This window comes from Pseudomonas sp. B13(2017), assembly GCF_002113245.1.
Lineage (GTDB): Bacteria > Pseudomonadota > Gammaproteobacteria > Pseudomonadales > Pseudomonadaceae > Aquipseudomonas > Aquipseudomonas putida_Z.
Genome location: NZ_NEJX01000001.1, coordinates 42180 through 58376, shown reverse-complemented (window position 1 = coordinate 58376; position 16197 = coordinate 42180). Strand labels below are relative to the sequence as shown.

Genomic DNA, 16197 nt, shown 5'->3' with positions numbered 1-16197 from the left:
AGAGGGCCCATGAACATCGTCAATATGATGTGGGCGGGTGGAACGCCGTACATGTCCATCCACAAGGTGCATCGGCAGGTGCTGTCGCATGCGGGTGCCGATGCCCGGATCAGTAACTGGCTGCTGCTGGGTAGCGGGCTCTGCTGTGGGCTTGGCTCGACCCGGGAGTGGCATATGCCGTCACGGGCGCTGAAAGGGCGGCACTTCTGGCGCCTGTTGCGCCCATGGTTGCGCATGCGCTTGCGCAAGGCGCTGAACGAGGCCCAGGCTGAAGTCGTGCTGCTCGACGGTGTCGGTGTGGCGCGGTTGGTGTTGCCGTTGTTGCAGCAGGTTCCGCAGGTGCGTGCCAAGGTGCTGTTCCACGGCAAGACGCGCCTGAGTGCCAGCGACGTTCGCCTGTTGCGCATGTTCCCGGCCGAGCGGCTGAGCATCGCCGCCGTTTCGCAGACACTTGCCACGTCACTCGAACACGACCTGGGCAGGCCGGTGCAAACCTTGCGCATGGCCCTTGACCCGCTGGCTTTCGCCGAACCGTTGTTGAGTCGGGACGCAGCCAGGCAGGCCCTGCAGTTGCCACAGGTAGCAGGGGTGATGCTGGGCGCGGTCGGGCGGCTGGTGGAGAGCAAAGGTTTCGAGATGCTGATCGAGGCGTTCGCCAAGGCCAGTGCGCGCCAGTCGGACCTGCAATTGGCAATCATCGGCGAAGGCCCCCTGCGTGCGGTGCTGCAGGCTCGCATCGACGCGCTTGGCCTGGCTGGTCGTGTTCACCTGAGTGGTCACCGAGACGACCTGCAGCAGCTGTACCGGGCATTCGACTGGCTATTGGTGCCTTCGCGCTCCGAAGGCCTGGGGCTGGTGGTGCAGGAGGCGGTCATGGCCGACGTGCCGGTGGTGTGCAGCGACCTGCAGGTGTTCCGCGAGCAGTTGCAGGACACCGGTGGCTACCTGCCCGTTGCCAATGAAAATGCCTGGGCCGAGGCGATCGAGCGTTGTGCGGAGCTCAGTGCCCCGGCGGTAGCCGCCCGGCAGCGCCAGGCGCTGGCCCCGGAGCAGGCCTGGCAGGCATTCTGCAACGGCTCGCAGAGCCTGCTGCGCAGTTGACGCTCAACGCGCCAGCAGGGCTGCTTCGAAAGCGGCAAGGGGGAAGCGGTCGCCCAGGTTCTCCCGCTCAATGTAGCGCACCATATGCTGCACATTGCGCCGAATCATGCGCGCCGACAGCGGCGGGCGCAGGAAGCGCATGTCGGCCACGTCGATCAGGCCCAGTTGCTGGTCGGGGGTGACTACCACATTACCCAGGTGCAACGAGCGGAAGTACACGCCGCTGCGATGCAGCTGGCGGATCAGTTCGATCAGGCGCGGCAGGTAGGTGTCCCAGCTGAAACCCTCATCGCGCGACATCTGCAGCAAGGTGCGCCCTGGCAGCGGGCGGTACAGCACGGCGGTACGCCCTGGCAGGTCGAGCTTGTGCTGGCTGATCACCTCCAGGGTGGGGATGCCCAGCTGTGCAAGGCGTGCGGCGTTGTCGACGAAGCGCTGCGAGTACGGGCGCAGCAGTGCAGATGAAATCAGCCGCTTCCTACGAAAAACCTTGAGGAAATTACCATCCGCGAGCAGGTAGACTTTGGCGCCATGGCTATCTGCCTCAAGCACCTGTGCGCCTTGTGTCAGCTGATCGAAGTCGACCTGGGGGAGCCGGGAGCATTGCATGAATAGAGCCTTGTCGTCGGGCGAACAGAATGACCGGCAATAATGCCGAAAATAATGTTGTAGCACCATTGGATGGTGTCTTTGATTCATCGGGGGAAAGGATGTTGTATCAAAAAAACTGGGCGCAAGCCTGGTTGGGGTTTGGTCTGGTCTGGTTCCTGGCAGCGATTGCCCTGGCACCGAGCAACAAGGTCTATCAGCAAGGCCTGGTGCTGTTCCTGTGGTTGCCGACGCTGGTAATGGCGTGGTCCGCAAGGCAAGTATTAGTGCAGGCCTGGCGGCGTCAGCCGGCCTTGTGGGGGAGTGTGTTGTTGCTGCTGGCGTGGAGCGGGCTCAGCCTGGTCTGGTCGGCCGCGGAAAACCCGGGGCGCGAGGCCAAGCGCCTGCTCTACATCCTGGTATTCCTGCTGGCGTTCCCGCTGCTGGGCCAGCTTGGCCAGGCCCGCATTCGTCAGCTGCTGCTGGCCGGTAGCGCCTTGCTGGCCGTTGCCGCGCTGGTCTCGGTCATCCATTTCTACGGCGTGCTGGGCATGCCTTTGCTGGCCCGCCTGGAGGGCATCGGCGAGATATCGCACCCGATCCTGGGCGCCTATGTCATCGGTGCGGCCGTGCTCTTCCTGCTTTACGAGCCGCCGCGGCAACGTGGCCTGCAGTTGTTGTGGCTGGCAGCGCTGGCGTGCCTGGGGTTGTTTGCCATGCTCAGCCAGAGCCGTGGGGCAATCCTGGCCCTGGTGCTCACCGTGATCCTGGCCCCGCTGTGGTTCCGTGACCGCCACAGCCGGGTGTTTGCCGTGCTGGCGGCCATCGCCACCGGCCTGGCCTTCTATCTCGTGTACGACCTGATCGCCCAGCGCGGTTCGTCCTACCGGCCGGAAATCTTCCATGCCGTGGTCGACATGATCGCCGCGCATCCCTGGACCGGCCTTGGCCTGGGCGCTGCCTACGACGTGAGTGCAGTGGGCAAGCACTTCGACCATACCCACAACATGTTCACGCACATCGCAGTGGAGATGGGCCTGCCCGGCATGCTGCTGTGGGTCATGGTGTGGCTGTACACCCTGGGCGAAATCGTCCGCGCACGCGGCACGCTGTTCGGCAAGATCCTGCTTGGTTTCTGGGTGTACTCCACCCTGGCCATGCAGTTCGATGCCGCCAGCCTTACCGGTACGCCACGTGCCGAATGGTTCATCAGCTGGCTGCCCGTGGGCCTGGCCATGTTGCTGCCATGGGGGCGTGCCGAAAATGATGCCTGTGGTAAAATTTCCGGTTCAACCTGAACAGCGAGCTTGATAATGGCCGAAACACCGCGACCGGCGGAACACACCTCCAGCCTGAAGATCTACTTCCGGCTGCTGAGCTATGTGAAACCCTATGTCGGCATTTTCCTGCTGAGCATCATCGGTTTCGTGATCTTTGCCTCGACCCAGCCGATGCTGGCCGGGATCCTGAAATATTTCGTCGATGGGCTGAGCAACCCCGAAGCGGTGTTGTTCCCCAACGTCCCCTACCTGCGCGACCTGCAACTGCTGCAGGCTGTGCCGCTGCTGATCATCCTGATCGCCGCGTGGCAGGGCCTGGGCTCGTTCCTCGGCAACTACTTCCTGGCCAAGGTTTCCCTGTGCCTGGTGCACGACCTGCGTGTGGAACTGTTCAACAAGCTGCTGGTGCTGCCTAACCGCTACTTCGACAACCACAACTCCGGGCACCTGATCTCGCGCATCACCTTCAACGTGACCATGGTCACCGGTGCCGCCACCGATGCGATCAAGGTAGTAATCCGCGAAGGCCTGACCGTGGTGTTCCTGTTAGGCTACCTGCTGTGGATGAACTGGCACCTGACACTGGTGATGGTTGCCATCCTGCCGGTAATCGCGGTGATGGTGAGCGTCGCCAGCAAGAAATTCCGCAAGCAGAGCAAGAAAATCCAGGTGGCCATGGGCGACGTCACCCACGTTGCCTCGGAAACCATCCAGGGCTACCGCGTGGTGCGCAGCTTCGGCGGCGAGGCCTACGAGGAGCAGCGTTTCGGCAAGGCCAGCCAGAGCAACACCGACAAGCAGTTGCAAATGACCAAGACCGGCTCGCTGTACACGCCGATGCTGCAACTGGTGATCTACACCGCCATGGCCGCGCTGATGTTCCTGGTGTTGTTCCTGCGCGGTGATTCCACTGCCGGTGACCTGGTAGCTTACATCACCGCTGCCGGTCTGTTGCCCAAGCCGATTCGTCAGCTTTCGGAAGTCAGCTCGACCATCCAGAAGGGCCTGGCCGGTGCCGAAAGCATCTTCGAGCAGCTGGACGAAGCGCCTGAAGTGGACAGCGGCACCGTCGAGAAGGAGCGGGTGGAAGGGCGCCTGGAAGTGCGCAACCTGAGCTTCACCTACCCGGGTACCGAGCGTGAGGTGCTGAGCGATATCAGCTTCGTGGCCGAGCCGGGCCAGATGATTGCCCTGGTCGGCCGCTCCGGCAGCGGCAAGTCGACCCTGGCGGCGCTGATCCCGCGCTTCTATCACCACGACCAGGGGCAGATCCTGCTCGATGGCGTGGAGATCGAGAACTATCGCCTGCGCAACCTGCGTCGTCACGTTTCGCAGGTGACCCAGCATGTCACCCTGTTCAACGATACCGTGGCCAACAACATCGCCTATGGCGACCTGGCCGGCGCCCCGCGCGCCGACATCGAAGCCGCTGCGGCCGATGCCTACGCCAAGGAGTTCGTCGACCGGCTGCCAAAAGGCTTCGATACCGAAGTGGGTGAAAACGGCGTGCTGCTCTCCGGCGGCCAGCGCCAGCGCCTGGCCATCGCCCGGGCACTGCTGAAGAACGCGCCGCTGCTGATCCTCGACGAAGCCACCTCGGCGCTGGATACCGAGTCCGAGCGGCATATCCAGGCTGCCCTGGACCATGTAATGCAGGGCCGTACCACGCTGGTGATCGCCCACCGCCTGTCGACCATCGAGAAGGCCGACCAGATCCTGGTCATGGACCAGGGCCGGCTGGTCGAGCGCGGCACCCATGCCGAGCTGCTCGCGGCCAATGGCCATTATGCCCGCCTGCATGCCATGGGCCTGGATGAGCCGGCCAAGGCCGATATCACCTGAACCCTCGTTGATCGGGGCCATCGCGGCCCCGATTGTCACGGGAATTTTCCTGGGGTGATCTGGCCATAAAGCCGTCGTCTACCCTGTGCTAATATCCTGCCCCTGTTCATTATTTCCATATGGGTTGCCCATGAAGTTGTCCATGCCGCGTTTCGATCAAGCCCCGGTACTGGTGGTCGGCGATGTCATGCTCGACCGCTACTGGCATGGCGGTACTTCGCGTATCTCGCCTGAAGCGCCAGTCCCGGTGGTCAAGGTCGATCAGATCGAGGATCGCCCCGGCGGCGCGGCCAACGTTGCCTTGAACATCGCCGCCCTGGGCGCGCCGGCTTCGCTGATTGGCGTCACCGGCCAGGACGAGGCCGCCGACAGCCTGGCCAACAGCCTGCAGGCTGCAGGCGTGCGCTCGGTGTTCCAGCGCATCGCGCACCAGCCGACCATCGTCAAGCTGCGGGTCATGAGCCGTCACCAGCAGTTGCTGCGCATCGATTTCGAAGAACCGTTCGCCTCCGACCCGCTGTCGCTGGGCGCAGAGGTCGACAGCCTGCTCGAGGGCGTCAAGGTGCTGGTCCTGTCCGACTACGGCAAGGGCGCACTGAAAAACCACCAGAGCCTGATCCAGGCGGCGCGGGCCAAGGGCATTCCGGTGCTGGCCGACCCCAAGGGCAAGGACTTTTCCATCTACCGGGGCGCCAGCCTGATCACCCCCAACCTCAGCGAGTTCGAGACCATCGTCGGCCGTTGCGCCGATGAGGCCGAGCTGGTCGCCAAGGGCCTGCAGCTGCTGCAGGACCTGGACCTTGGCGCCTTGCTGGTGACCCGTGGCGAGCACGGCATGACCCTGCTGCGCGTCGGCCAGCCGGCGCTGCACCTGCCGGCGCGGGCGCGTGAAGTGTTCGATGTGACCGGTGCCGGTGATACCGTCATCTCCACCCTCGCCGCGGCCATCGCTGCCGGCGAGGACCTGCCCCACGCCGTGGCACTGGCCAACCTGGCGGCGGGCATCGTGGTCGGCAAGCTGGGTACGGCTGCGATCAGCGCCCCCGAGCTGCGCCGGGCGATCCAGCGTGAGGAAGGCTCCGAGCGCGGCGTGCTGGGCCTGGAGCAACTGCTGCTGGCCATCGACGACGCGCGGGCGCACAAAGAGAAGATCGTCTTCACCAACGGCTGCTTCGACATCCTGCATGCCGGGCATGTCACCTATCTGGAGCAGGCGCGGGCCCAGGGCGATCGCCTGATCGTCGCGGTCAACGACGATGCCTCGGTCAGCCGCCTGAAAGGGCCGGGCCGGCCGATCAACAGCGTCGACCGGCGCATGGCCGTACTGGCCGGGCTGGGGGCAGTGGATTGGGTCATCAGCTTCCCCGAGGGCACGCCGGAGAACCTGCTGAGCCAGGTCAAGCCGGACGTGCTGGTCAAGGGTGGCGACTATGGCATCGACCAGGTGGTGGGTGCCGATATCGTCAAGGCCTATGGCGGTACCGTGAAGGTGCTGGGGCTGGTCGAGAACAGCTCGACCACGGCGATCGTCGAGAAGATTCGCAAGAACTGATTGACCCCGGGGGCCGCTTTGCGGCCCATCGCGACACAAGGCCGCTCCTACACCAGGCCACGCAACTTCAAGGCTTGCGCGATCCTCTGTAGGAGCGGCCTTGTGTCGCGATGGGCTGCGAAGCAGCCCCAGAGTCTTACTTGTGCAATGAGGTCCGCGCCCGCTCCAGCAGTTCCCGCGCCTTGTCGCCAAACCGCTGCAGGTGCGATGCCCGCACCGGCTTGTTCTCCACCAACCCCTGCTGCTTCACCCAATCCTTCCAGCGCACCCGCTCGTCCGTGACCACCCAGCCCTCCTGCCTTGCAAAACTTTCGGCCAGGTACAGCCCGCGCGTGCTCGCCGGCACCAGTTCATCCTTCTTTACCGTATACAGTTCAGCCAGTGGCTGGCCGTCCTTCAATGGCATCAGGTACAGGTCTGGCCGTTTGCGGTTTAGCCGCGCCACCAGTTGGTCGCCCTCCAGCCGCTCATCAACGTGGAACAGGCTGAGCTTCTTGGCGTCCCGGGGTACCTGCAGGCGCATGTCGTAGATCAGTTGCAGCGAGGCGGTGGGCAGGTGCACATACGCCCGTGGCCGTTCCAGCAGCATCAGCTTGCCGCAGTGCACCGGGCGCGCGGCACCGGACTCCGGGGCCAGCACGAAGTGCGGCGTTTCGCGGTAGTGCAGGGCGGCAGCGTAGGGCACCGGCAACCAGGTGTCGTTGAAGCGCCCGCCCAGCCAGCCTTCCGGGGTTTCCAGCAGGCATTCCTCGGCCACTTCCTGCACGGCCGTGTGCAATGGCAGGTTCAGCTCCTGCGCCGGCACATAGCCGGAAATCAGTTTCAGCACCACGTCGCCACGGTCTTGCCGGCGCTGACGTACCAGCACCCAATAATCGCGGTTCTGCCAATGCAGGGTCAGCCGCACCGACACGCCCAGGTTGGCCAGTTCGATCACGAAGCGCTGCACGTCGGGCAACTGGATGGCCTTGCGCCGTTGTTGGATCTGGGCAAAGTTCAGCGGCATGCCGATGCTCTGGTAGATCAGCCCTTCGGGCGTGGCCTCGACATGCAGCGGCAGTGTCTTGAAGTTGCTCGGGTTCTTGCGGATCAGCGTTCGCGCCACGAGGCTCCTCCTTGCGTCGGGTCAGTCCAGGCCCGTGGGCCGGGCAACTCAATGCTGGCCCAGGATACGGGCGACGGTGGCCACGTTGTGGGCCAGGTGCAACGGATTGATGGTGCCGACGATAGCACTGCTGACGCCCGGGTGGGCGAACAGCAGCTCGAAGCTGGCCTGCACCGGGTCAACGCCCGGGGCCAGGCAGATATGCCCACTGGCCAGGGCCTTCTTCACCAGGATGGCCTTGCCGTGTTCGGCAGCGTAGTCCAGCACCGGGCGTTCTGCCTGTTCGTTGAGGTTGTAGGTGACCATGGCGCAGTCGCCTTGCTCCAGCGCCTTCAGGCCGCCGGCGACGGTCTTGCCGGACAGGCCGAAGCCGAGGATCTTGCCCTCCTGCTTGAGCTCGGCAAGGGTCTGGTAGACCTCCTGCTGTTCGAGGATCGCCAGGTCGTTGCCGTCGGAATGCACCAGCACCAGCTCGATGCGGTCGGTTTCCAGGCGCCGCAGGCTGCGCTCCACCGAGCGGCGGGTGTGGGCGGCGCTGAAATCGAAGTGCGATTGGCCATTGTCGAATTCTTCGCCAACCTTGCTGACGATCACCCACTCATCGCGCTGGCCGCGCAGCAGCGGGCCCAGGCGCTCTTCGCTGCGGCCGTAGGCCGGGGCGGTGTCGATCAGGTTGATGCCCAGCTCGCGGGCCTGGGCCAGCAGCAGGCGGGCTTCGTCATCGCCGGGGATGGTGAAGCCGGTGGGGTACTTCACGCCCTGGTCGCGGCCCAGCTTGACCGTGCCCAGGCCAAGCGGCGAAACCTTGAAACCGGTGCTACCCAAGGGGCGATGGAAGTTGTGGAGGGTGGGCAGGCTCATGGCAGCAGTTGCTCCCAGGCAGGTACGCCCAGCGGTGGGCGTGGCAGGTCGGCCAGGTCGGCCTGCGCCTGTGGGCGGATACCGTCGCGCTCCAGGTGACTGATGACCCGGTCGCTGAAGTCCGGTGCCAGGGCCAGCTTGGTCGGCCAGCCGACCAGCAGGCGTTGCTGGTCGGCAAGGAAGGCGTTGTCCGGGCGTACCAGGCCCGATTGCGCCGGTTCCGCACGGTTGACCCGCAGGGTGGCCCAGCGCACCTGGCTCTGGTCGACCCATGGCAGCAGGCTGGCGATCTCTTTCTGTGCCGCGGCGATTTGCGCAGCCGGCTCGCGGGCAACGCCTTCGGCTTCGGCCAGGTCGCCGCCCAGGTACCAGACCCACTGGCCATCGGCGGCCGGGTGGGTGGTAACCGTCACCCGTGGTTTTGGCCCGCCACCCAGGCAATGGGCGTAAAGCGGTTTCAGGTTGGCACCCTTGGCCATCACCATATGTAGCGGGCGTGTCTGCATGGCTGGCTGGTTCTGGCCCAGGGCATGCAGCAGCTCTTCGGTGCCGGCGCCGGCGCTGAGCACGATGCGCTGAGCGCGGATGTCGCGCTCGTCGACGCGCAGGCCGACCAGGTCGTCGCCCTCGCGCAGTGGCTCGATGCGCTCACCGGCCAGCAGGCTGTCGCCTGCCAGTTCGGCCAGGTTGGCCAGCAGGCTGGGTACGTCGATGACCAGTTCGGCCAGGCGATAGACCTTGCCCTTGAAGGCGCGGTCCTGCAGCGCCGGCGGCAGTTGCTCGCCCTTCACCTGGTCGACCCGGCCGCGCACGGCCTTGCTGGCGAAGAAGCTGGTGAGGTTGCCGGCCAGAGTGCCTGGTGACCACAGGTAGTGGGCGTCGGACAGCAGGCGGGTGCGGGTCAGGTCCAGCTCGCCGCTGCCGCTCAGCGCTTCGCGCCAGCGTCGCGGCATGTCGGCGATGGCTTCCGAGGCGCCGGTCAGGGCACCGTGCAGGGCGTACTTGGTGCCGCCATGGATGATGCCCTGGGACTTGATGGTCTGCTCGCCGCCAAGGCTGGCGCGTTCCACCAGTACTGTCGAGTAGCCCAGCCGGCGCAGGCGGGCATTGAGCCAGAGGCCTGCGACCCCGGCGCCGACGATCAGCACGTCAGTGGAAATGGCGGATGGCATGGCGGTACCTCGAAGACTGGGACAGCTGGCAAGTATACAGGGTATACCTGTGATGGCCCTATCGCCGGCAAGCCAGCTCCCACAGGGATGGCGTTGACCCTGCGGCCTGTATCAACTCTGTGGGAGCTGGCTTGCCGGCGATAGGGCCCGTACAGGCTGCCTCAATGCCCAGCCGTCCTTGAAAACAGCTGAATCACCACCACCCCACCCACGATCATGGCCATCCCCAGCATCGCTGGCACATCCAGCTTCTGCCCATAGATCACCAGCGCCGCCACACTGATCAGTACAATCCCCAGCCCCGACCAGATGGCATAGGCGATCCCCACCGGAATGCTGCGCACCACCAGGGTCAGCATCCAGAACGCAATGCCATAGCCAACCACCATCAGCAGCAACGGCAAGGGCGTGCTCAAGCCTTTCACCGCTTTCATGGAAGCGGTGGCGATGACTTCGGCGCAGATGGCGATGGCGAGGTAGGTGTAGGCATTCATGGCGGGATCCTCCGGTAACTGGTCGGGCATTCTAGACGTAACCTGGATGGGGTAAAGTCATTACCTATCACTACTGGAGATAGGTCGATGGCCGAGCAGTGGAACCTTGAACAGTTGCGTACCTTCCTGCGAGTTGCAGAACTGCGCTCGTTCTCTGCCGTGGCCCGCGAGCAGCGCAAGGCCCAGTCGGCGATCAGCAGCGCTATCGCCCTGCTCGAAGCCGACCTGGGGGTCACCTTGTTCGAGCGCAGCAGTGGCCGACAACCCAAGCTGACCGAGAACGGCAGCGCCCTGCTGGAAGATGCCCGCGAACTGTTGCGCCAGTGCGAGCGCCTGGATGGTCGTGCGTTGGCGCTGATGCGCGGGCAGGAGGCCTTGTTGCGGGTCGCCCAGGACGAAGCCATGCCCTACCAGCCGGTCATCGACAGCCTCGACGAGCTGGCCAGCCGCTACCCATTCCTGGAGGTGCAGCTGGCCAGCGGTGCCCAGGGCGATGTGGCGCGCAAGCTGGTGGAGAGGCGCGCCGATCTTGGCCTTTTCTTCCACCACGAGAGCATCCCGGCCTCGCTGGAGCGGCGCGCCCTGGGCAGTGTGGAAATGGTCACGGTGTGCGCGGTCGGTCACCCGCTTGCCGGCGAAGGCCGGGTTACCCGGCAGCAATTGGCGCGTCACCGACAATTGCTGATTGCCCCGCAGCAAAGCGGCTACCCCGGCGGCGAAGCGATCAGCCCGCAGGTGTGGCGCGCCGACAGCTTCTACGCCATGGCCGAACTGCTGATGCGCGGCCTGGGCTGGGCCTGGCTGCCGCGGCACGTGGTGCAGTATCCGACCTACCAGGCGCACATGGTCGAACTGGACAGCGAGTGGCGGCCACCGGCCTTGGTGGTGGAACTGGCCTGGCGCCGCGACGAGCCACTGGGGCCTGCCGCGCAGTGGCTGGCCGAGCGCTTTGCGGTGCACCTGCGCGCGATCGGGTAAACTCCGCGGCCATGAACAGAACTCTCTATACCTTGTTGTTTCACCTGGGCCTGCCGCTGGTTGCGCTGCGCCTGTACCTGCGCGCGCGCAAGGCGCCGGCCTATGGCCAACGCATCGGCGAGCGCTTTGCTTTCAGGCTGCCGGCCATGCGCCGGGGCGGCCTCTGGGTACACGCGGTATCGGTGGGCGAGAGCATTGCGGCGGCACCGATGGTGCGCGCCTTGCTCAAGGCCTACCCGGAATTGCCAATCACGCTTACCTGCATGACCCCCACCGGTTCAGAGCGTATTCGCGCCATGTTCGCCGATGAACCTCGCGTGCAGCATTGCTACCTGCCCTACGACCTGCCTTGGGCGGCAGGGCGCTTTCTCGACCATGTGCAGCCGAAGCTGGGCATCATCATGGAAACCGAGCTGTGGCCCAACCACATTCACCAGTGTGCGAAGCGCGGCATTCCAGTAGCGCTGGCCAACGCACGCTTGTCTGAGCGCTCGGCCCGTGGCTATGGGCGCTTTGCCGGGCTGACCCGGCCGATGCTGGCCGAGATGAGCCTGATTGCCGTGCAGACCGAAACCGAGGCCCAGCGTTTTCGTGACCTGGGCGCGCGTCCGGAGTGCGTGCAGGTCACCGGTTCGATCAAGTTCGACCTGAAGATCGATGAGCAACTGTTGCCGCGTGCCAAGGCATTGCGTGAACAGTGGGGGGCCGAACAGCGCCCGGTGTGGATCGCCGCCAGCACCCACGAAGGTGAAGATGCGTTGATCCTGCAGGCACATCGGCAATTGTTGCAGGTGCATGGCGATGCCCTGCTGATCCTGGTGCCGCGCCACCCCGAGCGATTCGCAGCGGTGCATACGCTGTGCAGCGAACAGTTCACCACCGTGCGGCGCTCTGCCGGCACGCCGGTCGATGCGCAGACTCGCGTATTGCTCGGCGATACCATGGGCGAACTGCTGTTCCTCTATGCCCTGGGCGACATTGCCTTCGTCGGTGGCAGCCTGGTGGCGACCGGCGGGCACAACCCGCTGGAGCCCGCGGCGCTAGCCTTGCCGGTGCTGATGGGGCCGCATGTGTTCAACTTCCTCGAAATCAGCGCGATGCTGCGCGAGGCGGGGGCGTTGCAGCAGGTGGACGATGCCGACGGGCTGGCCGAAGCGGTGCGGCGGCTGGTCGAGTTGCCGCAGGACGCGCAGCGCATGGGCGAGGCGGGCAGGGCGGTAATGCGGGCCAATCAGGGCGCGTTGCAGCGCTTGCTCGATGGCCTGGGTGCACTTATCCGCTGAGTTCTGTGTTGGGTTTTCTGGCCTCATCGCCGGCAAGCCAGCTCCCACAGGTACTGCACAAGGCTTAAGGCCAGTGCAGAACCTGTGGGAGCTGGCTTGCCGGCGATGAGGCCATCAAAAGCAACCCACCCTGCGGAAAATCCACCTCTATCTCAGGGGCGACGCTCGAAGTTCTTCGCCGCTGCAGCCGCCAGGTCCGGTGGCAGGAAGTCCTTGTCCGGGTTGTAGTCTGGCTTCAGGTACCGCTTGAGGTCCTGCAGGTCCTGCGGGCTCAAGGTGCCGGCCGCCTGCTTCAGGCTCAGGTTGTCGAGGATGTAGTCATAGCGGCTGTTGTTGTAGTCGCGCACCGAGGTGTACAGCTGACGCTGGGCGTCAAGCACGTCGACGATATTGCGGGTACCCACCTGGTAGCCGATCTCGGTGGCTTCCAGCGCGCTCTGGTTGGAGATGATCGACTGCTTGCGCGCCTGCACCTGTTCCACGTCGGTGTTTACCGCGCGGTGCAGGTTGCGGGTGTTTTCCACCACCTGGCGGCGCAGGCTTTCACGCTGCTGCTCGCTCTGGCTCAGGCGCTGGTAGGCCTCGCGCACCTGCGAACTGGTCAGGCCGCCGCTGTAGATCGGGATGTTCAACTGCAGGCCGATGCTGGTCTGCTCGACGTCGCCGCTATAGCGCGAAACGGGGGCTGGTGCGGGGTTGGTGAAACCGAAGTTGTCGTTGTCACCCTTCTGGTACTTGGCAACTGCGTCCAGGGTCGGCGCGTGGCCGGCCTTGCGCTGGCGCAGGGTTTCCTCGGCAGCGACGACCGCGTGGTTGGTGGCCAGCAGGTTGAGGTTCTGGCGCCCGGCGGTTTCGACCCAGGCCTTGGCATCGTTGGGCGTAGGGACCTGCACCGGCAAGGTATGGACCACGCCTTGAATCGATGTGTATTCCCGGTTGGTCAGGGTCACCAGGGCCTCGAAGGCATCCTGTACCTGGCGCTCGGCAATGATCCGGTTGGCCCGCGCCGTGTCGTAGCTGGCCTGGGATTGCAGCACGTCGGTCTTGTCGGAGAGACCGACGTCGAATCGTTCGTTGGACTGGTCCAGCTGGCGCTTGAAGGCAGCTTCCTCGGCCTTGGTCGCGGCCAGGTTGTCCTGGGCACGGAGCACGGCGAAGTAATTCTGCGCGGTTTGCAGGATCAGGTTCTGCTCGGTCGCCGACAGCTCCAGCGCCGCCTGTTCGTTGACCGCCTCGGCCGCCTGCAACTGGAACCAGCGGTCAGCGCGGAAGATAGGTTGCGCCAGGGTCGCGCTCCAGGTATTGCCGCTGCGGTTGCTGGTGGCCGATGGTTCGTCCAGCTTGGTGCGGGTGTTCAGCATTTCGGCACCGGCCGAAAGGTTGGGCAGCAACCCGGCGCGTGCCTGCGGTACCACTTCACGGCGGGCGCCATAATCGGCGCGGGCCGCAGCCAGGTCAGCGTTGTTGTCGACCGCTTCCTGATAGACGCTGACCAGGTCGGTTTTCACTGTAGTGGGCACGTCCGCTGCCCAGACCACTCCGTTGGACGCACAAGACACGGCTATTGCCAGTGAGAGTTTGCGCAGCATAGAGGCAATCCTTGTACGAAATTGAATTACTGAACTGTTGAGTATCGAGCGATGGGCCAGTGTAGTGCCATGCGCACCCGGCAACAATCGCTCGGGGTGCCTTTCATCATCCGCGCATTTACCTGCTTGGCTTTGCCGACCACTCCAGTCTAGACTGCGCATGTTCTTGTCGGGGTGCCTTGAAGCAAAGGCTGAGATCGCAAAGTTGCGGATCCCGTTGAACCTGATCAGGTTAGCGCCTGCGTAGGGAACAAGATTGCTCGCCTTCCCGGGGAGCCTCTTGTGCCAGGTCCGGGAATGTCGCAGCTGCATGCAGCTTCAGGCACCCCCATATCCGGCACTGCACCCATCAAGGGTGCGTCCGCGCCTTTCAGGTTCACCCCGACATTCCACTGCTAGGAAGCCGTCTGGAGAGCCTGTGATGACCAAACAAGAAAAAGCGATCAACCTCAGCGAATCGGCACAAGTCGATCAGCAGTCCGTGCAACCGTTCCCGCGTTCGCGCAAGGTGTATGTCGAAGGCTCGCGCCCGGACATCCGCGTGCCCATGCGTGAAATCAGCCTGGACGACACCCCGACCGATTTCGGTGGCGAGTCCAATGCCCCGGTGCTGGTCTACGATACTTCCGGCCCGTACACCGACCCCAACGTTGTCATCGACGTGCGCAAGGGCCTGGCCGACGTGCGTTCGGCGTGGATCGAGGCACGCGGTGACACCGAGCGCCTGGCCGGCCTGAGCTCCGACTTCGGCCAGCAGCGCCTGAACGATGCCGAACTGGCCAAGCTGCGTTTCGCCCACGTGCGCAACCCGCGCCGTGCCAAGGCGGGCGCCAACGTCTCGCAGATGCACTATGCCCGCCAGGGCATCATCACCGCCGAGATGGAATATGTGGCCATCCGCGAAAACATGAAGCTGCAAGAGGCACGCGCCGCCGGCCTGCTCGACGAGCAGCACGCCGGCCACAGCTTCGGGGCCAACATCCCGAAAGAAATCACCCCCGAGTTCGTTCGCCAGGAAATCGCCCGTGGCCGCGCGATCATCCCTGCCAACATCAACCACCCGGAAGTGGAGCCGATGATCATCGGCCGCAACTTCCTGGTGAAGATCAACGGCAACATCGGCAACAGCGCCCTGGGTTCCTCGATCGAGGAAGAAGTGGCCAAGCTGACCTGGGGCATCCGCTGGGGTTCGGACACGGTCATGGACCTGTCCACCGGCAAGCACATTCACGAAACCCGTGAGTGGATCATCCGCAACTCGCCGGTGCCGATTGGTACCGTGCCGATCTACCAGGCCCTGGAAAAGGTCAACGGCGTGGCCGAAGACCTGACCTGGGAGCTGTTCCGCGACACCCTGATCGAGCAGGCCGAGCAGGGCGTGGACTACTTCACCATCCACGCCGGTGTGCTGCTGCGCTATGTGCCGCTGACCGCCAAGCGCGTCACCGGCATCGTCAGCCGTGGTGGCTCGATCATGGCCAAGTGGTGCCTGGCGCACCACAAGGAAAACTTCCTGTACACCCACTTCGACGAAATCTGCGAAATCATGAAGGCCTACGACGTCAGCTTCTCGCTGGGCGACGGCCTGCGCCCCGGCTCGATTGCCGACGCCAACGATGCCGCGCAGTTCGGTGAGCTGGAAACCCTTGGCGAGCTGACCAAGATCGCCTGGAAGCACGACGTGCAGTGCATGATCGAAGGCCCCGGCCACGTGCCGATGCAGCTGATCAAGGAGAACATGGACAAGCAGCTGGAATGCTGCGACGAGGCGCCGTTCTACACCCTCGGCCCGCTGACCACCGATATCGCTCCTGGCTACGACCACATCACCTCGGGCATTGGTGCGGCGATGATCGGCTGGTTCGGTTGCGCCATGCTCTGCTACGTCACGCCCAAGGAGCACCTGGGCCTGCCGAACAAGGATGACGTGAAGACCGGCATCATCACCTACAAGATCGCCGCTCATGCCGCCGACCTTGCCAAGGGCCACCCGGGTGCGCAGATTCGTGACAACGCCTTGTCCAAGGCACGCTTCGAGTTCCGTTGGGAAGACCAGTTCAACCTCGGCCTGGACCCGGACACTGCCCGTGCCTACCACGACGAGACCCTGCCGAAGGAATCGGCCAAGGTCGCGCACTTCTGCTCGATGTGCGGGCCGAAGTTCTGCTCGATGAAGATCACCCAGGAAGTGCGCGAATACGCCGCCAAGATCGAAACCGTGGATGTGACGGTCGAGCAAGGCATGCGTGAGCAGGCCGAGCGGTTCCGCCAGGAAGGCAGCCAGCTGTATCACAAAGTCTAAGACCGCTGGGGCCGCTTTGCGGCCCTTTCGCGACGCAAGGCCGCTCCCAC

Annotated in this window: 13 protein-coding genes and 1 riboswitch; of the genes, 7 read left to right on the top strand and 6 right to left on the bottom strand. The window is 64.4% G+C overall.

What is annotated here, in order from left to right; genetic code table 11:
- Positions 1 to 9: 9 nt before the first annotated feature.
- On the top strand, positions 10 to 1101 hold the full coding sequence (locus tag CAG44_RS00260; RefSeq protein ID WP_085691382.1) for a glycosyltransferase: 1092 nt from the start codon (positions 10 to 12) through the stop codon (positions 1099 to 1101).
- 3 nt (positions 1102 to 1104) lie between these two features.
- Here CAG44_RS00260 and CAG44_RS00255 read toward each other — a convergent pair whose 3' ends face one another.
- A complete protein-coding gene (locus CAG44_RS00255) occupies positions 1105 to 1710 on the bottom strand; it encodes a toluene tolerance protein Ttg8 (RefSeq protein WP_015272032.1) in 606 nt (201 codons plus the stop codon).
- Between the two features lie 101 nt (positions 1711 to 1811).
- On the opposite strand from CAG44_RS00255, the gene CAG44_RS00250 reads away from it, so the two are divergent.
- The 3 genes from CAG44_RS00250 to hldE all read left to right on the top strand — a co-directional run bounded on the left by CAG44_RS00250 (position 1812) and on the right by hldE (position 6363).
- Positions 1812 to 2987, top strand: coding sequence for an O-antigen ligase (locus CAG44_RS00250; RefSeq protein ID WP_085691381.1), 1176 nt, complete (start codon positions 1812 to 1814; stop codon positions 2985 to 2987).
- 15 nt (positions 2988 to 3002) lie between these two features.
- Complete coding sequence (msbA, locus tag CAG44_RS00245) at positions 3003 to 4811, top strand: lipid A export permease/ATP-binding protein MsbA (RefSeq protein WP_085691380.1); 1809 nt, start codon at positions 3003 to 3005, stop codon at positions 4809 to 4811.
- A 130-nt stretch (positions 4812 to 4941) separates the two neighbouring features.
- Entirely contained in the window at positions 4942 to 6363 is a 1422-nt protein-coding gene (hldE, locus tag CAG44_RS00240; RefSeq protein WP_085691379.1) for a bifunctional D-glycero-beta-D-manno-heptose-7-phosphate kinase/D-glycero-beta-D-manno-heptose 1-phosphate adenylyltransferase HldE, read from the top strand.
- 136 nt (positions 6364 to 6499) lie between these two features.
- On the opposite strand, the gene CAG44_RS00235 is transcribed toward hldE, so the two are convergent.
- The 4 genes from CAG44_RS00235 to CAG44_RS00220 form a co-directional block, all read right to left on the bottom strand.
- Positions 6500 to 7468, bottom strand: a complete 969-nt coding sequence (locus CAG44_RS00235; RefSeq protein ID WP_075046548.1) for a metal ABC transporter ATPase — start codon at positions 7466 to 7468, stop codon at positions 6500 to 6502.
- 48 nt (positions 7469 to 7516) lie between these two features.
- Positions 7517 to 8329, bottom strand: a complete 813-nt coding sequence (locus tag CAG44_RS00230; RefSeq protein ID WP_085691378.1) for an aldo/keto reductase — start codon at positions 8327 to 8329, stop codon at positions 7517 to 7519.
- Complete coding sequence (locus tag CAG44_RS00225) at positions 8326 to 9501, bottom strand: FAD-binding oxidoreductase (protein ID WP_085691377.1); 1176 nt, start codon at positions 9499 to 9501, stop codon at positions 8326 to 8328. Before CAG44_RS00225 ends, CAG44_RS00230 begins: the two co-directional genes overlap by 4 nt.
- Before the next feature lie 161 nt (positions 9502 to 9662).
- Positions 9663 to 9995, bottom strand: coding sequence for a multidrug efflux SMR transporter (locus CAG44_RS00220; protein ID WP_085587883.1), 333 nt, complete (start codon positions 9993 to 9995; stop codon positions 9663 to 9665).
- A gap of 87 nt (positions 9996 to 10082) precedes the next feature.
- On the opposite strand from CAG44_RS00220, the gene CAG44_RS00215 reads away from it, so the two are divergent.
- Both CAG44_RS00215 and waaA read left to right on the top strand, forming a co-directional pair.
- Positions 10083 to 10973, top strand: a complete 891-nt coding sequence (locus CAG44_RS00215) for a LysR family transcriptional regulator (RefSeq protein ID WP_085691376.1) — start codon at positions 10083 to 10085, stop codon at positions 10971 to 10973.
- Positions 10974 to 10984: 11 nt separating this feature from the next.
- The gene (waaA, locus tag CAG44_RS00210; RefSeq protein WP_085691375.1) at positions 10985 to 12256 is read left to right on the top strand and encodes a lipid IV(A) 3-deoxy-D-manno-octulosonic acid transferase; all 1272 of its coding nucleotides are present in this window, start codon (positions 10985 to 10987) and stop codon (positions 12254 to 12256) included.
- Positions 12257 to 12408: 152 nt separating this feature from the next.
- Here the strand turns inward: waaA and CAG44_RS00205 are convergent, their stop codons facing one another.
- Positions 12409 to 13845, bottom strand: a complete 1437-nt coding sequence (locus CAG44_RS00205; protein ID WP_025340848.1) for a TolC family outer membrane protein — start codon at positions 13843 to 13845, stop codon at positions 12409 to 12411.
- A gap of 160 nt (positions 13846 to 14005) precedes the next feature.
- Positions 14006 to 14112: riboswitch (TPP riboswitch) on the top strand.
- Positions 14113 to 14266: 154 nt separating this feature from the next.
- Between CAG44_RS00205 and thiC the strand changes: the two genes are divergently transcribed.
- On the top strand, positions 14267 to 16147 hold the full coding sequence (gene thiC, locus CAG44_RS00200) for a phosphomethylpyrimidine synthase ThiC (protein WP_025340847.1): 1881 nt from the start codon (positions 14267 to 14269) through the stop codon (positions 16145 to 16147).
- Positions 16148 to 16197 lie beyond the last annotated feature (50 nt).